The sequence below is a fragment of the Bacillus cereus group sp. MYBK101-2 genome (assembly GCF_051918845.1).
GTDB lineage: Bacteria > Bacillota > Bacilli > Bacillales > Bacillaceae_G > Bacillus_A > Bacillus_A paranthracis.
Map to the genome: position 1 here is coordinate 58199 of NZ_JBQAIE010000017.1, position 24032 is coordinate 82230.

A 24032-nucleotide genomic window follows, 5' to 3' on the forward strand; every position below is an offset into this window, starting at 1 on the left:
ATGAAAAGAGGGATTTTTTATTTTTCATTTCCCTCATCATCATCCAAACTTAATTATTTAGGAGGAAAATCAAATGAAAAAAAAGTTTGTACCCGGTATTGCATCAGTTGTAGGAGTAAGTATTTTATTAACTGGTTGCGGTAGTTATAAAAACGAAGCAAGCGGAGCAAATGCAAAAGACGAGGCGCCTAGTAAACAGGTTTTAAACTTATCTTCACCTACTGAAATACGAACAATGGATACAGCTCGTGCTACAGATACTGATTCTGGTCAAGTAATGAGAAACGTATTTGAAGGTTTGTATAATCTTGGTGAAGGTAACAAACCTGTCCCTGGTGTTGCAAAATCTCATGAAGTAAGTGGTGATAAAACGAAATACACATTCCACCTGCGAGATTCAAAATGGTCAAACGGTACTCCTGTTACAGCGAAAGATTTTGTCTTCGCTTGGCAAAGAGCTGTTGATCCAGCAACAGCCTCTGAATATGCATTTCTATTCTTTGATATTAAAAATGCAACAAAAATTAACAACAAAGAACTTCCAGCCGACCAACTTGGTGTAAAAGCAGTTGATGACCATACATTTGAGGTAGAATTAGAACGCCCTGTTCCATATTTTATTAGCTTAACAGCGTTCCCAACATTTCTACCAATTAACGAGGAATTCTTTAAAAAACAAGGTGATAAGTACGCTTTAGAAGACAATACAATCTTGTACAACGGCGCTTTTACACTAAGCGATTGGAAGCATGAACAAAGCTTTAAATTCAAGAAAAATCCTACCTATTGGGATAAAGATACTGTCAAACTGGAAGAAATCAATTTTAACGTCGTAAAAGAAAAATCTACAGAAGTAAATTTATTCGAATCAAAACAATTAGACCGTATAAAACTAACATCCGACTTCGTTGATAAATATAAAAAAGATGCCAACTTTAAAGAACGTCCGAACGTAGGGGTACAGTTTCTACGTATGAATCAACAAAATAAAGTACTTCAAAACGTTTCTGCACGCCAAGCAATCGATCAAACAATCGATCGAAAATCCTTTGTAAATACACTATTAAATGATGGCTCTACACCAACCTTTGGTCTCGTTCCAAAAAACTTTGCAAAAGGGCCTGATGGAAAGGACTTCCGTACTATAAACGGGGATTTAACCAAAGTTGATACAAAATCTGCACAAGAGTTATGGAAAAAGGCAAAACAAGAGCTTGGTTCTGAAAAGATTACATTAGAATTATTAACAAGTGATGCTGACCTTGATAAGAAAACGGGTGAGTTCTTAAAAGGACAACTAGAAAAGAATTTAGATGGATTAACAGTAAATGTGAAACCACAACCACGTAAACAACAAGTTTCACTTTTATTAAAAGGTGACTATGAAATCGGTATTGATGGCTGGAGCCCTGACTTTGCTGATCCAATTACATTCCTTGAATTGTTTACAACGAATAATCCATACAACTTAGATCATTACTCTAATAAGGAGTTCGATGAAACAATTGAAAAGGTTAAAACGACTTTAGCTGGTGATGAAAAAGCTCGATGGGAAGCATTACTAGCATCTGAGAAAATATTATTTAAAGACTCTGTTATCGCTCCCCTTTACCAAAAAGGTGAATCTTATTTAGAACGTTCTTATGTGAAAGGAATTGTGCAAGTAGACTTTGCAGGCCAATTAAACTTCAAATGGGCACAAATTGAAAAATAAAAGACAACCTGAATTGAAGTTTTTCTATCTAAACCAATTATTTTATTGAAAAAATGTATTAAAAGCGGATTCTCAATAAGAGGAAATCCGCTTTTTTAATATATTATTTTAAAAAATTAATGCTCAACTTTTTATTATTGACATATAGTTCCCTCCAGTGTTAATATTCTAAATAATCAAAGAAACGAAATATTTCACCATCATAATATAACGTCTACTACATCGAAGCATATAATGATAAATTATAGTTCAACATGTATATACATATAGAACACCTGATTACCTACATGTACATATTTATAATAGGTTTTCTCTTCTTCTATAGATACACTTCAAAACATGGACATTATGACGTTACGAACAACACATTTAGGGAGGAACGAACAATGAAGAAAAAAGTTGTACCTGTTGTTGCATCTGTTTTAGGGGCAAGTCTATTACTAACTGCTTGCGGGGGAAATAAAGATAACGCAAGCGGAGCGAAAGCAAATGATAAAGCACCTGATAAACAGGCAATTAACTTATCATTTGCTTCAGAAATTCCAACAATGGATGTTGCAAAAGCAACGGATGGGGAATCCATGAACGTAATGCGTAATGTTTTTGAAGGGTTATATGCAATGGGAGAAGATAATAAACCGATTCCTGGTGTCGCTGAGTCGGTTGACGTTAGTCCCGATAAAACGAAATATACATTCCATCTGCGTGATTCAAAATGGTCAAACGGTACTCCTGTTACAGCAAAAGACTTTGTCTTCGCTTGGCAACGTGCTGTAAACCCTGATACAGCAGCTGAATATGCATTCTTATTCTTCGATATAAAGAATGCGAAACAAATAAACCAAAAACAATTGCCGATTGATCAACTAGGGGTCAAAGCTATTGATGACAAAACATTAGAAGTACAACTAGATCGTCCTGTTCCCTACTTCTTAAGTTTAACGACATTCTCAACATTCTTACCAATTAATGAAGAGTACTTAAAGTCTCAAGGCGATAAATACGGTTTAGAAACAAATCATTTAATTTACAACGGCGCCTTCACATTAGATAACTGGAAACACGAGCAAAGCTTCCAACTGAAGAAGAATCCTAACTATTGGGATGCTAAAACGGTGAAATTAGAAGAAATCAACTTCAATGTCGTTAAAGACAAGTCTACAGAAGTTAATTTATATGATTCAGGACAAATTGATCGCGTTGCTTTAACTGCGGAGTTTGTTGATAAATATAAGGGCGATCCAAACTTCAAAGAACGCGCTGAAGTTGGCATTCAATTTTTACGACTCAATCAAAAAAATGAAACATTAAAAAATCAACATGCACGCCTTGCTATTAACGGAGCAATGAATAAGAAAGCATATGTAGAAACAATTTTAAATAACGGCGCTGTTGCAGCTGAAGGAATGGTTCCTGCGAAATTCGCAAAAAGTCCTGATGGCAACGACTTCCGTAAAGAAAATGGAAATCTAGTGAAAGATGATGTGAAAACAGCGAAAGAAAACTGGAAAAAAGCGAAGCAAGAACTTGGTACTGACAAAGTAACAATTGAACTCCTAACAAGTGATAATGCTTTAGCTAAAAAGACTGGTGAATATTTAAAAGGTGAACTAGAAAAGAACTTAGATGGATTAACAGTGAATTTAAAACCACAACCACGTAAACAACAGTTAAAACTACTGTTAAGTGGTGACTATGAAATCGGTATTGATGGCTGGGGCCCTGACTTCGCTGATCCAATTACATTCTTAGATTTATTTACAACAGATAGTGCTTACAACTTCGATAAATACTCTAACAAAGAGTACGATGAGCTAATTCATAAAGTAAAAACAGATTTAGCTGGTGATGAAAAAGCTCGCTGGGAAGCAATGAAGCAAGCTGAAAAAATTCTATTACAAGACGGTGCTGTCGCTCCTTTATACCAACAAGGTCGCTCTTACTTACAACGCTCTTTCATTAAAGGACTTGTAACAACTGACTTCGGTGGTGAGTTTAACTACAAGTGGACAGAAGTTGCAAAATAATAAGTACTAATAAAAAGGTATCCCACCGAGGATACCTTTTTATTTTATGCTTCTTTAACTACAGAGCTTCTTCTTCCCTTTACCATTCCTTTTATAGCTAAAGTCATCACTGCTACTGATTGTGTAACCAATACAATAACTAATAACGAAATAATATTTCTCTCTAAATTAACTCCCCCAAATATTATTGTATAATAGCCATTTGCTGCATATGTTGCGGGAAATAATTCGCCGATTGTTTGATATGTTTTAGAAAGCATTTCATGCGGTACAATTACACCCGAATTTACGAGTTGTAACGATAGTGAAATTATATTAAAGATCATACCTGCATTTCCGAAAACAGCTATGAACATTTGTGTTAATGAAAGAAAGGAGAAGAAGACTATTTTCAATAATCCTCTTCCCCATCTTTTTGCATCGAACTAAAACTCATCATAAATATAAACATAAACATCAAATATGTTCGCCACGTCAAAGAAGGTACATGTCCTGACCAAAGATAGCTAATTAAATAATTAATCCCCATAATGCAAGACGATATTACTAAACTAACACTTATTAGTTTTACATATTTGAGCATATCTTTTCTCCTTATTTTTTATCTTTCTACTTCTTCAAATTGCAGATTCACCGGCTCTTCTAAGAGTGTTTCATAAAAATTTTCTGCCAAATCTGTTGAAGGAATTTTTTCATCTACTTCATCAAATCGAATACTATCTAGCCATACACAACCTTCTCCTGATAATAAAACACCAAATGCAATACCAAGCGCTCCTTCTTTTATATCTAATACAACCGAGTACGATTGCCAGTTATTCGTATTTTTAATTGGGCGATTTTGCATGTTATCCATAGCGAGCGGTTCTGTCTCTTTTCCGTCTACTCGCATCCACAATCCTGCCCAATCTCTTACATTTTCACTCTTAACAAATGCTGTAAAACGTAATCTCTTCCCTACATATTTATCTGCTCGGAACATTTGCATTAATGTTGAAAATCCTCCGTGCGTAACATTCTCTTTTGCTTTTATGTATGCAGATACTTTCCCTTGATGGACAACTTCATAATCTAAACCCATCTCATATTCAGCAGGATGACTTCCACTTAAGATCCATCCTTTCGGTATACCTTTTTGCATTGAAACACCCTCTCTTTCTATATAAAATGACTGGAAGTACTTTCGATATTTCTTTGGTGGCAATTGAAACATTCTTTTAAAAGCCCTCGTAAATGCCTCCTGTGAGGAAAAACCATATTGCATTGCAATATCAATAACAGCTATTTCAGTTGATACTAAAGCCTGTGCAGCATGAGTTAATCTTCTCTTTCGAATGTAATCCGTTACACTCATCCCAACATATCTTTGAAAGATACGATGAAAATGGTACATCGATACTGCACTGTGAGATGCCACTCTTTCTGTTGTAAGCTCCTCATGTAAGTGATTCTCTATATATTCAATTGATTTTTTTATTATCTCTTTATACTCTTCATGCATTTTAGTACCTCCCTCACAACTTCAATTTACCATATACATACAAATCTTTTTTGATTTAAATTGCGGATTAGCCCTTGTGACTACAGAATAATAATTTATTTTCAACACATACATAATTACATGTTTTTAGGAAAAACTTGTATAGAACGAATTTACATAAGGAGGAATTTATAATGAGAATTCTACTATCAGTTTTATTAGCTCTTATGCTAGTACCTGCATTAACAGGATGTAAAGCTCCTGCAAAAGAAGATACAACTTCGAATAAGAAAACGACTGAAGAAGCAAAAAATGAAGCTCCTGCAGATTTAAAACTTAATTTTAATGAATTTAGTTTAGATGCAGACTATCAAGATACGAAGAAAGACTACGAAGCTGATTATAAAAATGTAGCAGCTGATAAGAAAATGGAAGCAAAAATTGAAGATCATAAAGCAGATGTAAAATTAACAGGAGACGAGGCTATTACAAAATTAAGCCCACTTCTACAAGAATTAAAATTTGATAAAGATACTGCTGACCAAGAAGTAATCGATCAAGTAGTGAACGTGTTCAAACTTGATAAAGACTATCAAAAATTCGAGTTAGAAGTTGTCTTCTCTGATGGAACGAAAAAAGAATATAAAAGAGAAATAAAATAAAGAAGTAGGCAGTTGCCTACTTCTTTATTTTATTTTTTAGCATATCGTAAACTTGGTTGAGATCCTACGTAGTATTCTAATCCAGATACAGATGACTTTTGTAAATAAGAGTCTGTTGGGAATACAAGTGGGATTAAAGGATATTCTGTAAACATAATATCTTCTGCTTGATGTAATAAGTCAAAGCGTTTATTTTCATCTTGTTCTAATTTTGCTTGATTAATTAAATTATCAAAGTCTTTATTAAACCATTTCGCATAGTTATTTGGTCCATCACCTGCATAAATTTCTAATTGAGCAGCTGGATCTAATGTAGATCCTCCCCATCCCATATATGCGATTTGGAAGTCACTTTGTTTGTACATATCAATATAACTTTTCCACTCTTTACCTTCTATCTTTACGTCTACACCAAGATTTTTCTTAAACATTTCTTGAAGTGTTTCAGCTATTTTTTTCTTATCTGAATATTTCACCGTTACTTCTGGAAGTGTAGTCCATCCTTCTTCCTTCATTCCTTCTTCTAATAGATTCTTAGCTACCGCAGGATCATATTTAAAATAATCACCCTTCTCTTTACGGAAGTCACGACCACCTTCTGTTTTTGCTCCTTCTGGAACAAATCCATATGCTTCTTTTGCATTATTCTTTAATATTTTCTCTACGATAAACTTACGATCTACAGCTAATGCAAAGGCTTTACGAATTTTAGCATTTGTAAATGGTGGTTTCTCTGAATTAAATGAGTAAATATGAGTTGAGTAGTCTTGCATTTTTTTAAACTCTTTATTATTTTGTTCTTTTTCAACTAAATCTGTTGGTATGTTAGATAATAAATCTAATTCTCCAGATTTATATAATTGATACGCTGTTTTACCTTCAGGAATAATACGGAATTCGATTTCTTTTGATGCTACTTTTTTATCATGGAATTCTTTATTTTTTTCTAAAATAATCGCTTGATTATGCTTCCATTCTTTCAATGTGAAAGGACCATTTGTAATTAATTCTTTTGGATCTACTTTTAGTTTACCTTTTTCGTCAATAGATTTTTTATTAAGTGGAATATATAACGACTGGGCTAATGTTCGCTTAATGGATGTTACCGGATGTTCAAATTGTAGCTTTAAAGTTACATCATCTACTGCTTGAATTCCTACTGCATCTTCTGCACCTTTCCCCGTATTAAATGCTTCTCCACCTTTAATGAAATAGAGTTCAGTTGCATTCATAGAACCCGTTTTAGGATTTAATATTCTCTTCCAAGCAAATTCAAAATCTTTTGCTGTTAATGGAGAACCATCAGACCATTTCAATCCTTTTTTCAAATAGAATGTATACTCTTTTCCATCTGCCCCAGCTTCCTCTTTCTCTACTAAATCCTTTTCAAACTTCCCATCCGTTGTCTGTCTATACAAAGTTGCAAATAAGTGCTCAATTACATAATTAGAGTTATTATCTGTTGAAATCGCTGAATCTAACGTGTAAGGATCACTACCGAGATTCGTTACAAAACGGTCTCCTTTACTAGCACTTGCTTTTGAAGTATCTTTCTTACCGCAAGCGACAGAAGTAATTGCTAATACGGTCATAATGACAAATAATAAAAACTTCTTCATCTTCCATTCCCCTTTAACCTGAAATTTTTGGTGTTGATGCTAATAATGTTTTTGTATAAGAATGTTGTGGATTACGGAATACTTCATCCGTATTTCCAAATTCAACAAGTTCTCCTTTATATAAGACAGCCACTTTTTCACATAAATAGTGAACCATTGGCAAATCATGCGCGATAAATAAATATGTATAGCCTTGTTCCTTTTGAATTTTTTGCAGCAGATGTACAATTTGAATTTGCAATGAAACATCTAAGGCTGAAATTGGTTCATCAAGAATTAATACTTCTGGCTCACACAATAACGCTCTTGCAATAGCAATACGTTGACGTTGCCCTCCGCTAAATTCATGCGGGTAACGATCAATATATCGTCTATCTAATCCAACGCGCTCTAGCGCATCACCTGCGACTTTATCTTTCAATCCTTTATCACCGATTCCGAATGAAATATAACCTTCCGTTACGCTATCGCGCACTTTCCAGCGCGGATTTAATGCAGCCGTTGAATCTTGAAAAATAAACTGTACTTTCTGTAAGAAATCACGTTTATGAGCTGCCTTCAGCTTGTGAACGACTTGATTGTTATATTCAATTTCACCAGACGTTGGGCTCTCGATTCCAGCTATGAGCTTACCAAGTGTTGTTTTTCCTGAACCACTTTCTCCAATAATGCCAAGTGTTGTTCCTTTAGGGATCGCAAGCGATATGTCTTTTAAAGCTACGAGTTCTTTATTTTTACTTCCATACGTTTTCGTTACTTGCTTTACAGTAATTAAGTCTGTCTTCACGAGGCATTCACCTTCTCTTTTGATTTCGCTTGGTCATGCTCTAGAACATGTTGCCAGCAATGTGAACTATGCTCCCCAGAATATGTTGTTCTCTCTGGGAAACGATGAATACATTCTTTTATCGCTACTGGACAACGATTGACAAATGGGCACCCAAAGCTATTTAATATTTCAATTGATGGTGTTGTTCCCTCAATTGCCCTAAGTACCTTTTCAGAATCATCCATATTCGGAATTGCCTGTAATAAGCTTTTTGTGTATGGATGTTTAGGGGAACCTATTACTTCTTCTATCGTTCCTTTTTCAACAACACGTCCTCCATACATGACAACTATTCGGTCAGCTACTTCACGTACAAGTGCCAAATCGTGTGTAATTAATAAAATACTCGTGTTTTGTTTTTCCTTTCTTTCCTTTAATAACTCCATAATTTGCTTTTGAATCGTTACATCTAATGCCGTTGTAGGTTCATCTGCAATAACGAGTTTTGGGTGGCAGGCAAATGCGATCGCTAAACAAATACGTTGCCTCATGCCTCCGCTTAATTGATGTGGGTACTGTTCAAAACGTTTCTCTGCTTCATGTATTCCTAAATCATTTAATAAGTTAATTGCAATTTCTTTTGCCTCTTTTTTCGATTTCTTTTCGTGCTGCAAAATCACTTCTGTAATTTGCCTTCCCACCTTCATCGTTGGATTCAAAGATGAAAGCGGATCTTGAAAGATAAAAGAAATATCTTTCCCACGAATTTGATTCCATTCTGATTCTTGTAACTTAGTTAATGCCTTTGATTCGAAAGATATATTTCCATCATCAATTTGAATTGATTCTTGATTTAAGCCGATAATAGCTTGTGCTGTAACACTTTTCCCTGAACCACTCTCTCCTACAAGTGCAACAATTTCACCTTCGTTAATAGAAAAGGAAACATGTTTCACAATTGCTTGCTTACTATTCTCTTTTTCAACGGCTAACGTTACGTTTTCTAAAGATAAAAGCTGTCCCATGTTGTTTCTCCTTTCGATTCCGTTTTACGATTTTCGGATCAATTGCATCTTGCAAACCATCACCAATTGCATTAAATGCGAACATAATAAGCGCAATCATTAGTGATGGGAAGAAAAGTTGCCACCATTCTCCGCTTAATAATGTCCCAAGCGCATCATTCGTCATTGTCCCCCAGCTTGCTGCTGGTGATTGTACCCCGAGTCCAATGAAGCTTAAAAATGATTCTGAAAAAATAGCTGCTGGAATTGTAAATGATAAATTTACGATAATAATACCTGTTAAGTTCGGAATGATATGTCCGTATATAATTTTCATATGTGATGTACCTAATCGCTCCGCTGCAATAACAAATTCTCTTTGCTTTAAAGATAAGACTTGCGCCCTAACGAGACGTGCCATACCAATCCAACCTGTTAATGCAAGGGCGATAATAATTGTAAAAAGTCCTGGTTTCATAATGATTAGTAATAAAATTACAATTAATAAATATGGAATACCGTATAATATTTCAATCCCTCGTACAATCCACTCATCTATTAACGTTCCAAGGCGATTACGCCCTCTCACATATCCACTAAATCCTCCAATTAGTACACCAAGTCCTATATCAAGAACAGCTGCTACTAATCCAACTACTAACGAAATCTTCCCACCAGCCCAAGTACGCGCCCAAATATCTCTTCCCAAATCATCTGTTCCGAACCAATGCTCACTACTAGGTGGTAAATTTGTCGCCTCTTTTACTTGTTCACTCGCAGTGAAAGTGGTTAAACTTTCACCGATAAGAGAAAAAATAATAATGAGTAACAATGTCACCGTTCCTAGAACTGCGATTGGATTTGATACAAACTTACGGAACACTTCTTTTTTTCTGCTAATTGCTTGCTGATCTTTATTTATTGTTAATTCTTTTTTCTCTTCATTTGTCAATAACTGTTTATTAATTTCATAAGCACCCATTTAAATATCCTCCCTCCTTACGTAATAGAACGAATACGCGGATCAACAATACGATGAATAATATCTGTAATGAAAATACAAAAAATTAATAATGCACTATAGAAAATCGTCGTCCCCATAATGACTGGATAATCTCGGTTAAAAATACTATCTACAAAATATTTTCCGAGACCAGGAATTGCAAAGATTTTTTCAATAATAAAAGTCCCCGTTAACAACCCAGCCATTAACGGCCCAACAAATGTAAGCACTGGAACAATTGCATTTCGAAGAGCATGTCTTATAATAATTTTCTTAATCGGTATACCTTTCGCTCTCGCTAACTTAATATAATCACTCTGCAAAACTTCAATCATATTAGAGCGAACAAATCTTGTAATAACTGCAATTGGTCCTAACGCTAATGCAAAGGATGGCAATACTGTATGTTCAAATGTACCCCAAGAGGCTACTGGTAAGAGCTCGAATTGAATAGCGAATATTTGTATAAATAGTGGTGCTAAAATAAAACTTGGAATAGAAATACCGAGGATGGCAAGTAAACTTACACCGTAATCAATTACCTTCCCATGATAGAGAGCAGCAAATGTACCTGCAGCAATTCCGACTAGCAATGAAATAATAAGTGCTTGTAAACCAATAATTGCTGATGGACCAAAGCCAGTTGTTATGATTTCTGATACACCTTGCCCGGTTGATTGAACAGATTCACCAAAATCAAAATGAACTACGCCGTCTAAATAAGCAACATATTGATTCCATAACGGTTCATCAAGGTGATACTTCGCTCTCATATTTTGCACAACTTCCTCCGGAAAGATCTTTGCATCTGATGAAAATGGATCTCCCGGAATAATATGCATAATTAGAAATGTCACTGTCGTAATAACCCATAGTGTGAACACCATAACCGATAATTTTTTAATTACATACACTCCAATAACCCCCTAAACACATATATTTACTTAGTTTTATGAACGTACTTTTTCCATTACTCCCTTTCTCTTTTTAGAATACAAAAAGCCTTGATCTTAAAAAATAAGATCAAGGCTTAATAAACAAAGGCCTATCACTTATCTTTCAAGACTTGCTTGCTGGAATTAGCACGGTGTTCCTATTACAGAACCCGCTGCTGAGGTGTCATAGGGCCAGTCCCTCTACCTCTCTGGATAAGTAAATTGCTATATTATTATTTGGTTCAAATTGTATATTTCGAATTATAATTCTGAAAAAATGAAAAGTCAATCAAATTGGATATATTTAGAAAAATCAGTTTTTAATAGTGTATTTATCTAAATTACAGTTTTTCGCCTATAATAAAAAAAAACGATATGAAAGGAGTTATATGATGGATCCCTTACTTCTAACAACTATAGGATTACCATTAACAATCGTTATACTTGTTATCATTGGATTTTATAAGCTTTTCATTAAAAAGAAAAGCATTACCTCTTTTTACACCCCCTTTGATAATATTACCGGGCAAACTATTTCCGAATTTCACGAAGAACAGAAGATATTAGTATCCGAGGATGAAGATGGAGATGGCAAGAAGAAAAAATAACCTTGCATAGGCAAGGTTATTTTTTCGTTTCTGCTTGAAAACGTTTATAGTATGTCGATGCTGTTGCAAAATTAATTTCTATATCACGAATCAACGATGAATCTTCTTCTTTAGCTAACTTCTGTAATTTTTTCATTGCTTGTTCCGATTCATTCAAGAAACCAACATATACCTCATGTTCTTGCTCTTTCGACTTCGGAACACGAATTTCTTTTCGTATATGATCAATATCTTCTAACATGCTCGTTGTTACCTTTTGCACATCTTCTTTATATGTAGCAGTCGTTATTTCCTTACCGCCCTTTTCTTTTGCCACTTCAAATAACTGCAGTGCATTATTAATTTCTTTATTCATTTTCAAATCGTATTTTTCATGTACTGCACGGTATTCTTTCATTTCTTCTGTTTGTTCTGTAGATTGCTCTACCTTTTCTTTCGGTTCTTTCGTATCCTTATTTCCATTACATCCTGCTAGAAGGATCATACTTCCCATTACAGCAATACCCAAAACCTTCTTCATCTCTTCTTCTCCTTTTATCTACAGCTACTACTCATTATAGTTTCTTTTATCTCCACTTGTTATTATACCGAGAACATCCTACTTTTTACACTTAAGACGACATCATAATATATATACCAACATGTTTGTCACAGTATCGTCACTTTATACAAATAACTTTTGCACTGCTTTACTACAGCACCTTACAAAACTATATGAGGTATTTCAAAGAAATGAAAAAAGAACTGATTCAAATATTCCCTTTGAATCAGTTCTTTTTTGTTAAGCCTCTAAATTTTGTCTTGCTTGCAGTTCAAACTGCTTTTCACTTCTTCTAGCCATAAATAAATAGCATAGTACCGCACCAATTTCACAAAGAGCTATTACAACACCCATCGGTAATGCCGTGTTACTTCCACCTATACCTACTAGCGGTGCAACAAGCGCTCCTGAAATGAACTGTAATAAGCCTAATAAAGCTGATGCTGTTCCTGCAGCTTGTTTTTGATTTCTCATCGCTAATGAGAACCCAGTTGTTGAGACAACCCCAACACTTGATACGACAAGGAATAACGAGCATAAAACACCAATTAACCCTATCCCTAGTAAGATTGTCAGTAATAAAGATAAACCACCAACAGCTGCAATAATGATACCAGAGACAAATAATGTCTTCTCATTCACTTTCCCTGCTAAACGACCCGTTACCTGACTAGCAATAATAATACCGATACCGTTAATCGCAAAGAATAAACTAAATTGCTGTGGTGATGCCCCGTATATATTTTGCAATACAAATGGCGATCCCGAAATGTAAGCAAACATTGCCGCTGTTACTAATCCTTGTGACAATGCATATCCCATAAACAAACGATCCTTTAATAGTTTTCCGTACGTCGCTAACGTCCCTGACAAACCGCCTGTTTCTCTTTCTTCAGGAGGTAATGTTTCACGTAATACGAAAGTAGCTGATATTAACATAAATACGCTTATTGCCCCGAGAACGATAAAGACACCGCGCCACGTTGTGAACTGTAATAATTGTCCCCCTATAATCGGTGCCAAAATAGGTGCTGCTCCGTTTACTAACATAAGCAATGAGAAGAATTTCGTCATTTCAGAACCTGAATACATGTCACGTACCATTGCACGTGATATAACAATCCCGGCTGATCCTGAAGCTCCTTGTAGGAAGCGTAATAACACTAAAGTCCAAATAGATGGCGCAACAGCACAAAGTAAAGAAGAAGCAACATAAATAATGAGAGCAATAATAAGAGGTTTGCGTCTTCCATAAATATCACTAATTGAGCCAACAAATAATTGTCCTACTGAAAGCCCAAGCAAACAAGCTGTTAATGTAAGCTGCGCTAGGGATGCACCTGTTTGCAAGTCATCCGTTAACTTCGGTAACGAAGGCAAATACATATCAATAGATAATGGCCCAATTGCCGTAAGTGTTCCTAATACAAGAATCATCCATAACCTGTTCATCTTTACAGGCTTATATATTTCCTGATTAACTTCATTCACTTTTTTCGTTCACCCTTTCCTATACATACTAAATCGTAACAATTATAGTTACAACATAAACATACGTCAAGTATAGCGCATTTTCCTGTTTAATTCTGTAAAAAAAGCGATAGAATTTCTATCGCTTTACTTGTTCAAATTACTATTTTTAAATTTGGATACGGAAGACATCGCCTCTCCTGTATCTAAATATGTGATTTGAATTGGATCTCCCACTTCTGTAAACATAGCATATGGGAATTTCTTCACAGGTATCATAAATACTTTTTGTTCATTCTCTAACAGTACGTACACGATTGTATTTTCACCTGATTTTTCTTTATATACACGTTGTACAACGCCTTCTTTTTGCGCCTCTTTTCCATTTGAAGTCGGTCTAAATGAATCTCCGCTTCCACTCAGCGCATTTTTATAATTCTCAAGCGCTTCTTTTTGCGTCGAACCTGTTGCAAATATTTTCGCATTAGAAGCATAGATAACAGTATGGGCACGTACTAACCCTCCATCATCAATAACAGGTACAATCCAAGAAGGTTTACCGTACACGTTATAAATAACCGGCATTGTTCCATGCCACTTTTCTCTCTTAAAGGAATTATCCACGACTTCCGAAGCAGCCGAACCATCCATAATTCCCTTTACTTCTTTTCCATTATAGTAATACAACTTACCTGTACGCGCATCAATGAGTGAGTAACCTAACGCAGAATCTACTCCTTCTTTCGGAGAAGTGAAATCAGTAAAGTAATATAGTGTTCCATCCTTACCGAAAATCGGTGTAACTCCTTCTTTCGTTCCCCACTCAGTCGGGATCTTCATATCAGTTTGCGAGAATTTTGTATTCCAAAATCCGTGAATATATTTACCGAAGTACGTATTTAACGTAGATGCAGTCTCGTGATTTAATACGCCATCAACAAATTTAGGTGCCTTTCCTTTATCGTATCTTTTCACTTCGCCTGTTTGTGCATCTACTACTACAACGCCCTCTACCTCAAATCCAGATCTTCCTGAAATAAATTCACCGTACGTCATTGTATAATACGGTTTCCCTTTATCATCCACTTCAAATTTAGGTTTTCCTTTAAAGATTAAATTTGGTTCTGCTTGCCTTACCACACGCTCTAAATTATTTCCGAAAAACATGCTTGGCACGTATTTCATTTTATAACCAAGGTGCAGCTTTGCTTCTGCATCAGGATTCGTACCTGACATCGTGACGTACCCTGGAATTGTCTCAGCTTTACGTGCTTTAAAAAATCCTGAAACTTCAATCGGTGCTACATATAAAGCCTCGCCATTTACCATTTGTGGCGTTAATTCTCCTAGCTCAAAATAAGCTACTTTCGGAATATCCCCAAATACTTTTTTCATCTTATTCTCCGCTGTCTTTGGCGGCACTGTAAATGGCTGATCATTTTCAGTAAATGGCTCTGAAATATCTTTCTCTACCTTTACAACAGAATCATATTTCTTTTGCGAGATTACTATATCGTACAAATAACCAAAGTAGCCGTAACTTGCAAGTAAAACAAGCATTAGAAGTCCTTTTAACGTACCTTTTAATTTACCTATTTGATCTTGGGAAAATAAAACAAGCCCAATTAAAATCGCTACTGCAACAGAATAATGAGTAAGAATTGAATCTGCTCGATCATCAATTAGCCAAAAATATTCATAGATTGCAATACCTATCCAAAATAAAACTGGAATAACTAAAATAGATGATTTCTTACCCTTTACAACCTTCTCATCCCCTTTCTTATCCACTGCTCGAAGTTTACTACCGCTTCTTCTTGTCCATGGAATCAAAAACAAAGTGAGAATAGCTAAAATTAAAAATTTCATCAAAGGCAATGTCCCCTTTTCTTTTGTCTTCCTCTTTAGTATAACAAATAAAGGTTATTCAGGTAAAAATGGGAATTGTTATATTTTTTTACTACTTAATACAACTCCGCTCACTACATATAAGATAGATGCAATATAAAAAATCGTGCCGATCGTAAAGAAATCTACTAAATATCCTGTTGCAATAATTGCTACTGCTCCTCCAATCGATGTCCACACATGATATTTTCCAATCTCATAACCAGCATTTTCTTGTACAACTTTTCGTGCTAACGAAGTCTTCTCCGTATTACGCTGCACAGCCCCTAAAATACCCATTAAAATTTGAAGAATGTATACATGCCATACTTCTGTTGCAATAGAAAAACAAAGCATTAATATTGCCATAGACCAGGCGTATATAATTAGTAACTTTCTATCACCTACTCTATCAGAGATTCTTCCAACTAACGGATATACTAGAGCTGAAGTTAAGGCAAATAAGCCATATGCCCAGCCAAACTGTGAGAAGCTATTTCCAACATTCCGAAGCAATAGAATGTAAAAAGGAAATACCATACTTCCTGCCATCATAATGATGCTTTGTGAAGCTACAAATCTTCTATATGTCATTTCGTATACTCCCTATAAAATAAATTCACAAATCTCTCTTTTGGATCCACTTCTTTTTTCTTCTGAAGAAACTCTTCTATACGAGGATATGCTCTCTTTAACTGCTCTTTCGTTGGATAAGAATAATACGGTAAATAATAACTACCGTTATGCTTTAACGTAACATCAATCATCTTCTGAATAACATCCTCTGTTTTCTTTATCTCATTTTCAGAACGCCCTTGATTAATTAAAAGAACCAGTGCAAACATATCATCTTTCGCATAGGATAAAACTGCATTTTCATTCTTTTCCACGTAACGAATCGTAATATTGAGCAAATTAAACTCTTCTTCATTTAATACGTTACGTAAATCATCTATGTATTCCGTAAAAGAATCTATAGGCACAAAATATTCTTGTAACACCTCTGTCCTATTCGGGTTTTCATATTCCATAAAGGCACTATCTGACCTCATAACATTATTTCGCGTCTCATACTTTCCATCTGTACGTTCAAAATAACTTCTTTGTATATCCCAAAACGTATTCTTTCCCCAATCACTATAACGTGATAATCCAAGTAAAAATTTCGGCGCTGCTATAATAGTTTCTTCTTTTAGTTCACTATACTCTTCCCTCATATTTTGATTTTGTGCCAATGTATAATCTGTCACATACATTTCTCTTAAGAATGAATTTGGAGCAACAGAAATACGAGCTAAGTGCATACGAACATTAGCATCTTTTTTCACTTTTTCTTTGAAATAAGACGTGTATTCTTTATAATCTAGCATTTTCGTATGCGTTTCATATAATTCATCATTTGTTAACTTTAAGGTCACATCTAAAATGACACCAAATAACCCGTAACCGCCAATGACGTAAGGAAATAAATCTGCATTCTCTTCTCTACTTACATTACGCACCGTACCATCCGCCATTAGCAATCTAAACGACTCTACTGTATCAATCAATGCTTCATGACGAATATCACGACCATGTACATTTACACTTAATGAACCGCCAACCGTAAAAATATTTTGAGATTGCATAACTTGAACTGCAAGACCATATGGATTTATTTTCTTCTGAATATCATTCCACGTGACACCACTTTGAACTGTAATGCGCTTCTTCTCTGGATCAAATTCTAATATTTTATTATACCCTTTCATATCAAGCATCGTACCATGTGGATAATACGTCTGCCCGCCCTGACTATGTTGCATACCAGCAATAGAAATCTTCTCTCCAGAAACATTCGCATCTTGCACTAATTTTATTAACGATTGCTCATCAGTAGCACTTTCAACACGTTTTATTTTTGTCGGAAGCAATTTACCTACATCACTCATAATAGGATGATCGAGTTGTTTTTTATATGTATGTACAGACGTTGCAAGCAACACTGTATATGCTACAATGACCACCGCTATCTTTCTTTTTTTCAAATGACACTCTCCTCTTCTACATCTTTTCCTCTTTATATTGTACCTATTTTCCTATGAAGAAAGAATACAAAAAAGAGGGACCTTATTTTAGGTCCCTCCTTATCAAAACTGTTACTTTGCTGCTGGCAATTGTATTGGGTCAAACTTTTCATACGACGTATATTTTGCGTTCGTAATAATGTGTGCTTTATCCTTGCCATTACTACTCATAATCATGTCTATCTTTGCTGATTCATATTTAAAATCTTTTGTAATGATATATTCTGCATCCACTTCTTCTATCTTCGCATTTTGTGCTTGTAACATTTTCTTCTGCGTTTCATCCATGCTAGTTAACATACTTTCTGTTTCTTGCCCTTTTAATGTAAATTTCAGTTTATATTTATCTCCGCTTTTCTCCAGCTTCATTTTATCTAAAACTACTTCCGGTACTTCTAATTTATCTATAATATCTTGAGTCGCTTTCATTCCACCAGCGTTTAATTGCTCCTCTGGTACGGTTATAACTTCTCCTGTATTAGGGTTTTTTACCTCACCAGCAACTTTACCATCCACAGTATACACTACAACATCTGTACCGGAAATATTCATTTCAGAACGAGAATTCTTTGTCTTTGGCTCTAATTGCATCTTAGCCTTTAATATATCCATCTCTGTCCCCTCAGCTTTTACCCCTACACCATATGTCATCGTTACATGTTCTTCATTTTTAAAAGCTTCATTCGTTTTCTTGAAAACATCTTTCGCCGTTAATTCCTTTTCTTTTTGAACGGATTCTTTTTTCGGCTCATCCGTCTTTGCTGTTTTCTCATTACTACACCCTACCCCTAGACTGATTGCAAGTACTAAACTTGAAACAAAAATAATTTTTTTCATACTGTTGCCCCCTTTCCCAAAATAATATCACCTCTTTTCCTATGAAATCTATATAATTTTTAATCTATACTCGCTATATAGCGACATGTTTAATAAAGATTTTAAATATGATGTAAATAACGACAACTCATTTCAGGAGGACATTATGAAGGCGATCATTTGCACACAGTATGGACCACCTAACGTTCTTCAGCTTCAAAATATAGAGAAACCTATACCTAAAAAGAACGAAGTATTAGTTAAAATTCACGCAACAAGTGTATCGACTGGAGATTGTAAAATACGCGGATTTAATAGCCCTCTATTATTTTGGATTCCTATGCGACTTATATTAGGACTTAGAAAACCGAGAAACCCTATACTTGGCGTAGAATTAGCAGGAGAGATAGAGGATATTGGGACAGATGTAACTCAATTTAAAAAAGGGGATCAAATTTTTGCATTAACAGAACTCAATCTTGGTGGTTATGCCGAATACACATGCGTGCATGAAAGTGGATTAATAACATTAAAACCTACCAATGTAACGTATGAAGAAGCGGCAGTTATTCCTTTTGGTGGAACTTCAGCGTTGCATTTTCTGAGAAAAGGCCGGATAAAAAAGGGGCAACAAGTTCTCATATATGGTGCCTCTGGATCAGTAGGAACAGCTGCCATACAACTCGCTAAATATTTTGGTACGACCGTTACGGCTGTTTGTAGTAATTCAAATTTTGAACTCGTTCAATCTTTAGGGGCTGATAAAGTAATTGATTATACGAAAGAAGATTTTACTAAGGGGTGCGAGCGCTACGATATTATATTTGATGCAGTTGGGAAGTATAAAAAATCCCTTTGTACAAATACATTAACACCCAATGGAAAATATGTATCTGTGAATGGAATGATGGCAAAGGTAAGTAAAGAGGATATGATTCTACTAAAAAAACTAACTGAAACAGAACATTTAAAACCTGTTATTGATAGAACTTACCGATTAGAAGAAATTGCTGAAGCTCATATGTATGTGGAAAAAGGGCATAAAAAAGGAAATGTTTCGATTACCTTAAAATAAAATATATAAGGATTAAAAAAGAAGGTATCTCACCAGGGTGAGATACCTTCTTTTTACCTTTTGAATCCACCTTCTGAATGAATAACTTGTCCAGTAATCCATTCCGCTTCTTCACTTACTAAAAACTTAATAAGTCTTGCTGCATCCTTTGGTTCACCAATTCTACCAAATGGAAACATCGGTTTTAATCCTTGCTTTATCTCTTCAGTCATCCAGCCTGTATCGGTTGGACCTGGGTTAATTGCATTCACTGTTATTCCTAAATGAGCTACTTCTGCTGACAACGTACTAGTTAGAGCATCAATAGCTCCCTTCGTTGTTGCATACGCTAGTTCTCCCGCCATAGGCCCTTGGAATTGTCCCGACGTCATATTCACAATTCTACCACCAGATTTCTTATCAAATCCTCTGGCAAATTGACTACTTAACAATGTAGTCGCACGAACGTTTACCATGTAATGCTTATCCAGTTCTTCAGCAGTCAAATTAGAGAAATCATTATTCGTAGAATATGCTGCATTATTAATTAATATATGGGGGTAGCCTAGTTGTTCAGTAACTTTATTTATAAGCTCTTTCGGTGCATCATTCTGAGTTAAATCTAACTCCATACTCGATACTTTCACACCATTTTTTAGTAACTCTTCTTGTAATTGTATTTGTTCACTTTGATCAACGCCCCAAGGCATCTCTTTATCGTAAGCTGTCCAATATGTAAAAAATATATCGTATCCTGCTTCAGCTAATTCTTTACAAGTTGCTGCACCTATACCATCTAGACGACTTACACCTGTAACAACTGCTACTTTATGTTTTAATTGATTCATCATATACTCCTCCAATTTTAAAGGACGCATATTTTATATAAGAGATATGAATTTCCCCACATACGTATCTATCCTTACAAAGGGGATGCACAAGCCAAATATGCAATCCTTGCATGATTTACAGATAGCTAAATAACCCCTCACTTATGAGAGAAAAATTCATCTATCTAATTTCTAATCATTACAAGTTCATCCACATATTGAGTCCTTGTCTCCTTTCCATATACCTCTATTTCTATCTTAACAATATGATGTAATATTTTAAATGATAAAAAATAAAAACCAATATTCCATTCCAAACTTCTATCAAATTTATTATATTATAATATTTAAATAATGGAAATAATTAGAAAAAACACTGGTAAATATTGACTAGCCTTCTTATAATAAAACGTGGGGCTAATGTGAGAGTTTAGTTTTATACAAATAGGGGGAAGAAACATGTCAAAAAAATTACTTTCTTTATTTTCTACAATAATCGTAGCAGCTTTTGTAATAACCGGCTGTGGTCAAAGCGATACGACAAATAAAGAACAAAAAGAGAATGCAACAAAAGAAAGCAAAACAGAAAAAACGGATACGACGAAAGAAAATAAACCTGAAGATAAAAAATCCGAAAACAAGAAAACTGAAGATAAAAAGACGGAAAATACCGCTACTAGCTCCAGCGATTATTCTAAACTTATTTCCTACATGGAAAAAGAAACAGGTGGTAAAACAAAAGTTCTTTTTGAAAATAAGGAACCACAAGTCTATAAATCTGAAGATGTTTCAGTATCAATGAATAGTTATACATTAGTTGAATTAAATGGATTCCATACGGACTTTAACATTCCATTTAACCGTCAAACAGAGGGCGGAGTTATTCTTGTGAACTATAGCGTAAAAAATAGTTCAGCTAAAGATATTTATTATATGCCAGCATTGGACATGTCATTTACTGGTGCTCAGAAAGTATATAGTAACTATAAAGACTTAATTCCAAAAGAAGATCAGCTACCAACTAAGCTTGCTCCAACGAATGATTACTTAGTAAAAGCAGGAGAAACTATTTCTGGTTATATCGCGTATCCATTCGGAAAAGATGATCTAGAAAAAATTTCAAGTCTCTCAACAGTCTCAGTCACAGTCCCAACTGCACAAGCTAATAAAGGAAAATTCGATGCTCCAATCGGAAGCCCTGGAAGCTTTTCATTAAGTTTAAATAAACAAGGTGCTGAGAAGGTTGCAACAGATAAAACTTTCTACCAAGATAAAGCTACGGCTAATAACATGGGCGATAAAAAAATGTTAAAAGAGAAATCAAGTATTAATAGCAGCCAAGAATTAGGTGCTGTTCATGTTACATTAGACGGATACCAATTTACTCAATTCACACCAAATTCCGTCGAAGCTCCACGCTTTGCAAATTTCAAAAATGGTATTGTTCTATTAACAGTGAAATTCAAGCTTGATAACAAAGATACTCAAGACGTTTCACTATCTCCTATAAGCTCTACATTGAGAGTGAATGATGGTACACAATATACGATTAATGAAGGTATGCTACTAAATTACGACTATAACGCTGCAGTCAAAACGGGAACATCTGGAGAGTTACTGCAAGTATTTATTTTAGATCAAGAGCAGTATGAGAAGATTTGGAAAGACAAAAGCTTTGAGATTGAGTTAGGACCTATGAGAAATAAAGAAGCTAAAGATATTTCACAAGGTAAAAAAGCTAAATTTACATTACCTAAATAAATTACTAAATATATAATAGAAAAGGCATATAACATATGATTGTTATATGCCTTTTCTATTTGTATCAAGAACAAAACTTTCATTTAAGTGTATACATTTATGATTACCTATTCGTTGTATAAGTATAGGGAGGAAAAATGATGGGAAAAGAAAATATATTGACCTCCTATCTTATCAATTTAGGGGAGGAAGTGTTCAAACTATTACTAGCGAAAGGGGCTATAAAAGAAGACGCAGAAGACATCATCCAAAATACTTTCTATAAAGTATATACGTTGCTAGATGACCTAACAGAGAATAACATACGTCCATGGTTTTTTAGGGTTGCATTAAACGAATACATTGACTTGAAGAGAAAAAAAGAGCAGCAAAACATCTATTTAACTGAAGAGATTTATTCAAAACTACAATATACAGACCGAGAATTAGATGCTGTTTTAAATAAAGATGAGATTTTCTATCTATTAAAAGATATAAAACTAGAATACAAAGAAGCCTTCTTTTTAAAGTATTATTACGATTTTACATACGAAGAAATCGCACTAATACTAGATATTCGAGTAAACAGCGTCAAACAAAAGTTACATCGCGCACGTAAAACAATTCATTCTACAGTAGGAGGAAAACCTTAATGGATACTTCTTTAAAAGATGCATTAAAAAAAGCTAAAAGGAAACAGTTACTTAAAATCATCATTACTTCTATTATCGTTGTCATCATACTTATCCCTATCATTTATAAGGTGGGCAATTACTTCGCAGCCAAAAGTTCTACGAAACTTCACGAACAACTATTTTTACATAATGCAATTGCAGAACCAAATGTACAAATTGATTCTCAAGTAACGAGTAATTCATCTATGTTTGGCGGCAATATTATATCAAATCGTTCCAAAAATATTAATGGTTATATCGTCCCATGGAACACATTAACAAGCTCCTATGGTTGGATCCGTATCAATATTGATTCCAATGAATTAACGCCTGGTTTTTATTGGTCTAGGTCCAATACAGAGTTTTATGAGTATGATAAACAAACAAAGAATAAATTTGCAACATTTTATAATCCTGCTATTAAGGACTATTTTGATGATGTCCAAAATGAATTAGGAGAAGTTTCACAAATGAACAACTATGTTGCCGAAGTTGCTATCTCTTTCAATCAGCCCTACACACTACAAGAAATTAAAGAAAAAATTCCAGACAACTTAAACATTGTATGGTTATATATGACCTCACCAATTGGAGATGAAAGCAAAGGACCTGCTGGTATGCCCGTTTACGGATTCAATCCAGACAATTCTCCTAAAGAAGCGTACAAAGAGTTCGTTGATTCACTTAAACAATACGATGACGATGGATATCACGAAGATATCCAAAAGTTTTTAAAATCAAACAAGGGCAAACCATTCGATCAAGTGAAAATTTTAGGTGTTATGCTAACAGGAAAAACGGAAAACTTTAAGGCATTAGAAAATCAAGAATTTATTCGTGGTGCTTCTGTAGGGGTTACTGCACCAATTGTTCCTTATATAAAACCAGAGAAATAATAAGGAACCCCCAGATGAACTTAAAGAACATACATGAACCTGTTTACTACGGGAGCTATCCGCTACAATAGATAGCTCCCATCTCTCATTTATTGCTTAATTTTCAAAAATAAACTTCACAATATTTTATGTGCAATTTTATAAATAAAAAATCATAAATTTGTTCACATTATATCCATTGTGAATTTTTTCACAATGGATATATAATAAACTTGTAAATACAATATTGGAGGGATT

The 24032-nt window shown here is 34.7% G+C and carries 23 protein-coding genes and 1 riboswitch; of the genes, 8 read left to right on the plus strand and 15 right to left on the minus strand.

The window, feature by feature from the left end:
* Positions 1–73: 73 nt before the first annotated feature.
* Together ACTFSI_RS23825 and ACTFSI_RS23830 are read left to right on the plus strand one after the other, a co-directional pair.
* Entirely contained in the window at positions 74–1714 is a 1641-nt protein-coding gene (locus tag ACTFSI_RS23825; protein ID WP_000726476.1) for a peptide ABC transporter substrate-binding protein, read from the plus strand.
* Positions 1715–2100: 386 nt separating this feature from the next.
* Positions 2101–3741: a peptide ABC transporter substrate-binding protein gene (locus ACTFSI_RS23830; protein WP_000731078.1), complete on the plus strand. Its 1641-nt coding sequence runs from the start codon at positions 2101–2103 to the stop codon at positions 3739–3741.
* A gap of 44 nt (positions 3742–3785) precedes the next feature.
* On the opposite strand, the gene ACTFSI_RS23835 is transcribed toward ACTFSI_RS23830, so the two are convergent.
* From ACTFSI_RS23835 to ACTFSI_RS23845, 3 genes are read right to left on the minus strand one after another with little or no spacing between them, the layout of a single operon-like run.
* Entirely contained in the window at positions 3786–4136 is a 351-nt protein-coding gene (locus tag ACTFSI_RS23835; RefSeq protein WP_138322562.1) for a hypothetical protein, read from the minus strand.
* On the minus strand, positions 4133–4324 hold the full coding sequence (locus ACTFSI_RS23840; RefSeq protein ID WP_087958345.1) for a hypothetical protein: 192 nt from the start codon (positions 4322–4324) through the stop codon (positions 4133–4135). Before ACTFSI_RS23840 ends, ACTFSI_RS23835 begins: the two co-directional genes overlap by 4 nt.
* A gap of 18 nt (positions 4325–4342) precedes the next feature.
* Entirely contained in the window at positions 4343–5242 is a 900-nt protein-coding gene (locus ACTFSI_RS23845; RefSeq protein WP_138322563.1) for a helix-turn-helix transcriptional regulator, read from the minus strand.
* A gap of 173 nt (positions 5243–5415) precedes the next feature.
* On the opposite strand from ACTFSI_RS23845, the gene ACTFSI_RS23850 reads away from it, so the two are divergent.
* Entirely contained in the window at positions 5416–5883 is a 468-nt protein-coding gene (locus tag ACTFSI_RS23850) for a YusW family protein (protein ID WP_001221555.1), read from the plus strand.
* A gap of 29 nt (positions 5884–5912) precedes the next feature.
* Here the strand turns inward: ACTFSI_RS23850 and ACTFSI_RS23855 are convergent, their stop codons facing one another.
* From ACTFSI_RS23855 to ACTFSI_RS23875, 5 genes are read right to left on the minus strand one after another with little or no spacing between them, the layout of a single operon-like run.
* Positions 5913–7502 (minus strand): peptide ABC transporter substrate-binding protein, encoded by a 1590-nt coding sequence (locus ACTFSI_RS23855; protein WP_000714093.1) that lies wholly within the window; start codon positions 7500–7502, stop codon positions 5913–5915.
* A gap of 13 nt (positions 7503–7515) precedes the next feature.
* Positions 7516–8289: an ABC transporter ATP-binding protein gene (locus tag ACTFSI_RS23860; RefSeq protein ID WP_044790573.1), complete on the minus strand. Its 774-nt coding sequence runs from the start codon at positions 8287–8289 to the stop codon at positions 7516–7518.
* The gene (locus tag ACTFSI_RS23865) at positions 8286–9296 is read right to left on the minus strand and encodes an ABC transporter ATP-binding protein (RefSeq protein ID WP_138322565.1); all 1011 of its coding nucleotides are present in this window, start codon (positions 9294–9296) and stop codon (positions 8286–8288) included. Before ACTFSI_RS23865 ends, ACTFSI_RS23860 begins: the two co-directional genes overlap by 4 nt.
* A complete protein-coding gene (locus tag ACTFSI_RS23870) occupies positions 9253–10257 on the minus strand; it encodes an ABC transporter permease (protein ID WP_138322566.1) in 1005 nt (334 codons plus the stop codon). The genes ACTFSI_RS23865 and ACTFSI_RS23870 overlap by 44 nt, the downstream gene beginning before the upstream one ends.
* 17 nt (positions 10258–10274) lie before the next feature.
* On the minus strand, positions 10275–11192 hold the full coding sequence (locus ACTFSI_RS23875; RefSeq protein WP_000289330.1) for an ABC transporter permease: 918 nt from the start codon (positions 11190–11192) through the stop codon (positions 10275–10277).
* Positions 11193–11327: 135 nt separating this feature from the next.
* Positions 11328–11433: riboswitch (SAM riboswitch) on the minus strand.
* A 172-nt stretch (positions 11434–11605) separates the two neighbouring features.
* Between ACTFSI_RS23875 and ACTFSI_RS23880 the strand changes: the two genes are divergently transcribed.
* Positions 11606–11821: a DUF3951 domain-containing protein gene (locus ACTFSI_RS23880; protein ID WP_070805079.1), complete on the plus strand. Its 216-nt coding sequence runs from the start codon at positions 11606–11608 to the stop codon at positions 11819–11821.
* A 16-nt stretch (positions 11822–11837) separates the two neighbouring features.
* On the opposite strand, the gene ACTFSI_RS23885 is transcribed toward ACTFSI_RS23880, so the two are convergent.
* The 6 genes from ACTFSI_RS23885 to ACTFSI_RS23910 form a co-directional block, all read right to left on the minus strand.
* A complete protein-coding gene (locus ACTFSI_RS23885; RefSeq protein WP_000756528.1) occupies positions 11838–12341 on the minus strand; it encodes a hypothetical protein in 504 nt (167 codons plus the stop codon).
* Positions 12342–12602: 261 nt separating this feature from the next.
* On the minus strand, positions 12603–13814 hold the full coding sequence (locus ACTFSI_RS23890; RefSeq protein ID WP_116777297.1) for a multidrug effflux MFS transporter: 1212 nt from the start codon (positions 13812–13814) through the stop codon (positions 12603–12605).
* 165 nt (positions 13815–13979) lie between these two features.
* Positions 13980–15701 carry a DUF3981 domain-containing protein gene (locus tag ACTFSI_RS23895; RefSeq protein WP_440045687.1) on the minus strand — a complete coding sequence of 574 codons (1722 nt, stop codon included), beginning with the start codon at positions 15699–15701 and terminating at the stop codon, positions 13980–13982.
* A 78-nt stretch (positions 15702–15779) separates the two neighbouring features.
* Complete coding sequence (locus tag ACTFSI_RS23900) at positions 15780–16313, minus strand: MFS transporter (RefSeq protein WP_138322568.1); 534 nt, start codon at positions 16311–16313, stop codon at positions 15780–15782.
* Positions 16310–17746: an FAD-binding oxidoreductase gene (locus ACTFSI_RS23905; protein ID WP_138322569.1), complete on the minus strand. Its 1437-nt coding sequence runs from the start codon at positions 17744–17746 to the stop codon at positions 16310–16312. Before ACTFSI_RS23905 ends, ACTFSI_RS23900 begins: the two co-directional genes overlap by 4 nt.
* Before the next feature lie 111 nt (positions 17747–17857).
* Positions 17858–18622, minus strand: a complete 765-nt coding sequence (locus tag ACTFSI_RS23910; RefSeq protein WP_000720093.1) for a DUF6612 family protein — start codon at positions 18620–18622, stop codon at positions 17858–17860.
* A gap of 145 nt (positions 18623–18767) precedes the next feature.
* Here ACTFSI_RS23910 and ACTFSI_RS23915 point away from each other — a divergent pair, with 145 nt between their 5' ends.
* The gene (locus ACTFSI_RS23915; RefSeq protein WP_197225440.1) at positions 18768–19676 is read left to right on the plus strand and encodes an NAD(P)-dependent alcohol dehydrogenase; all 909 of its coding nucleotides are present in this window, start codon (positions 18768–18770) and stop codon (positions 19674–19676) included.
* A 53-nt stretch (positions 19677–19729) separates the two neighbouring features.
* Here the strand turns inward: ACTFSI_RS23915 and ACTFSI_RS23920 are convergent, their stop codons facing one another.
* On the minus strand, positions 19730–20506 hold the full coding sequence (locus tag ACTFSI_RS23920; protein ID WP_041184059.1) for an SDR family oxidoreductase: 777 nt from the start codon (positions 20504–20506) through the stop codon (positions 19730–19732).
* A gap of 438 nt (positions 20507–20944) precedes the next feature.
* Here ACTFSI_RS23920 and ACTFSI_RS23925 point away from each other — a divergent pair, with 438 nt between their 5' ends.
* From ACTFSI_RS23925 to ACTFSI_RS23935, 3 genes are all read left to right on the plus strand, one after another.
* Positions 20945–22246, plus strand: coding sequence for a DUF5068 domain-containing protein (locus ACTFSI_RS23925; protein ID WP_138322571.1), 1302 nt, complete (start codon positions 20945–20947; stop codon positions 22244–22246).
* Positions 22247–22386: 140 nt separating this feature from the next.
* The gene (locus tag ACTFSI_RS23930) at positions 22387–22878 is read left to right on the plus strand and encodes an RNA polymerase sigma factor (protein WP_000514137.1); all 492 of its coding nucleotides are present in this window, start codon (positions 22387–22389) and stop codon (positions 22876–22878) included.
* Positions 22878–23795 (plus strand): sigma factor regulator N-terminal domain-containing protein, encoded by a 918-nt coding sequence (locus ACTFSI_RS23935; RefSeq protein WP_044790567.1) that lies wholly within the window; start codon positions 22878–22880, stop codon positions 23793–23795. Before ACTFSI_RS23930 ends, ACTFSI_RS23935 begins: the two co-directional genes overlap by 1 nt.
* The last annotated feature ends 237 nt before the right edge of the window (positions 23796–24032 follow it).

Bases quoted from the DNA above. Each gene is read 5' to 3' on its own strand.
- ACTFSI_RS23825 (WP_000726476.1), top strand. From the start codon at position 74: ATGAAAAAAAAGTTTGTACCCGGTATTGCATCAGTTGTAGGAGTAAGT.
- ACTFSI_RS23830 (WP_000731078.1), top strand. From the start codon at position 2,101: ATGAAGAAAAAAGTTGTACCTGTTGTTGCATCTGTTTTAGGGGCAAGT.
- ACTFSI_RS23840 (WP_087958345.1), bottom strand. From the start codon at position 4,324: ATGCTCAAATATGTAAAACTAATAAGTGTTAGTTTAGTAATATCGTCT.
- ACTFSI_RS23845 (WP_138322563.1), bottom strand. From the start codon at position 5,242: ATGCATGAAGAGTATAAAGAGATAATAAAAAAATCAATTGAATATATA.
- ACTFSI_RS23850 (WP_001221555.1), top strand. From the start codon at position 5,416: ATGAGAATTCTACTATCAGTTTTATTAGCTCTTATGCTAGTACCTGCA.
- ACTFSI_RS23855 (WP_000714093.1), bottom strand. From the start codon at position 7,502: ATGAAGAAGTTTTTATTATTTGTCATTATGACCGTATTAGCAATTACT.
- ACTFSI_RS23865 (WP_138322565.1), bottom strand. From the start codon at position 9,296: ATGGGACAGCTTTTATCTTTAGAAAACGTAACGTTAGCCGTTGAAAAA.
- ACTFSI_RS23870 (WP_138322566.1), bottom strand. From the start codon at position 10,257: ATGGGTGCTTATGAAATTAATAAACAGTTATTGACAAATGAAGAGAAA.
- ACTFSI_RS23880 (WP_070805079.1), top strand. From the start codon at position 11,606: ATGGATCCCTTACTTCTAACAACTATAGGATTACCATTAACAATCGTT.
- ACTFSI_RS23885 (WP_000756528.1), bottom strand. From the start codon at position 12,341: ATGAAGAAGGTTTTGGGTATTGCTGTAATGGGAAGTATGATCCTTCTA.
- ACTFSI_RS23890 (WP_116777297.1), bottom strand. From the start codon at position 13,814: ATGAACAGGTTATGGATGATTCTTGTATTAGGAACACTTACGGCAATT.
- ACTFSI_RS23895 (WP_440045687.1), bottom strand. From the start codon at position 15,701: ATGAAATTTTTAATTTTAGCTATTCTCACTTTGTTTTTGATTCCATGG.
- ACTFSI_RS23900 (WP_138322568.1), bottom strand. From the start codon at position 16,313: ATGACATATAGAAGATTTGTAGCTTCACAAAGCATCATTATGATGGCA.
- ACTFSI_RS23910 (WP_000720093.1), bottom strand. From the start codon at position 18,622: ATGAAAAAAATTATTTTTGTTTCAAGTTTAGTACTTGCAATCAGTCTA.
- ACTFSI_RS23915 (WP_197225440.1), top strand. From the start codon at position 18,768: ATGAAGGCGATCATTTGCACACAGTATGGACCACCTAACGTTCTTCAG.
- ACTFSI_RS23920 (WP_041184059.1), bottom strand. From the start codon at position 20,506: ATGATGAATCAATTAAAACATAAAGTAGCAGTTGTTACAGGTGTAAGT.
- ACTFSI_RS23925 (WP_138322571.1), top strand. From the start codon at position 20,945: ATGTCAAAAAAATTACTTTCTTTATTTTCTACAATAATCGTAGCAGCT.
- ACTFSI_RS23930 (WP_000514137.1), top strand. From the start codon at position 22,387: ATGGGAAAAGAAAATATATTGACCTCCTATCTTATCAATTTAGGGGAG.
- ACTFSI_RS23935 (WP_044790567.1), top strand. From the start codon at position 22,878: ATGGATACTTCTTTAAAAGATGCATTAAAAAAAGCTAAAAGGAAACAG.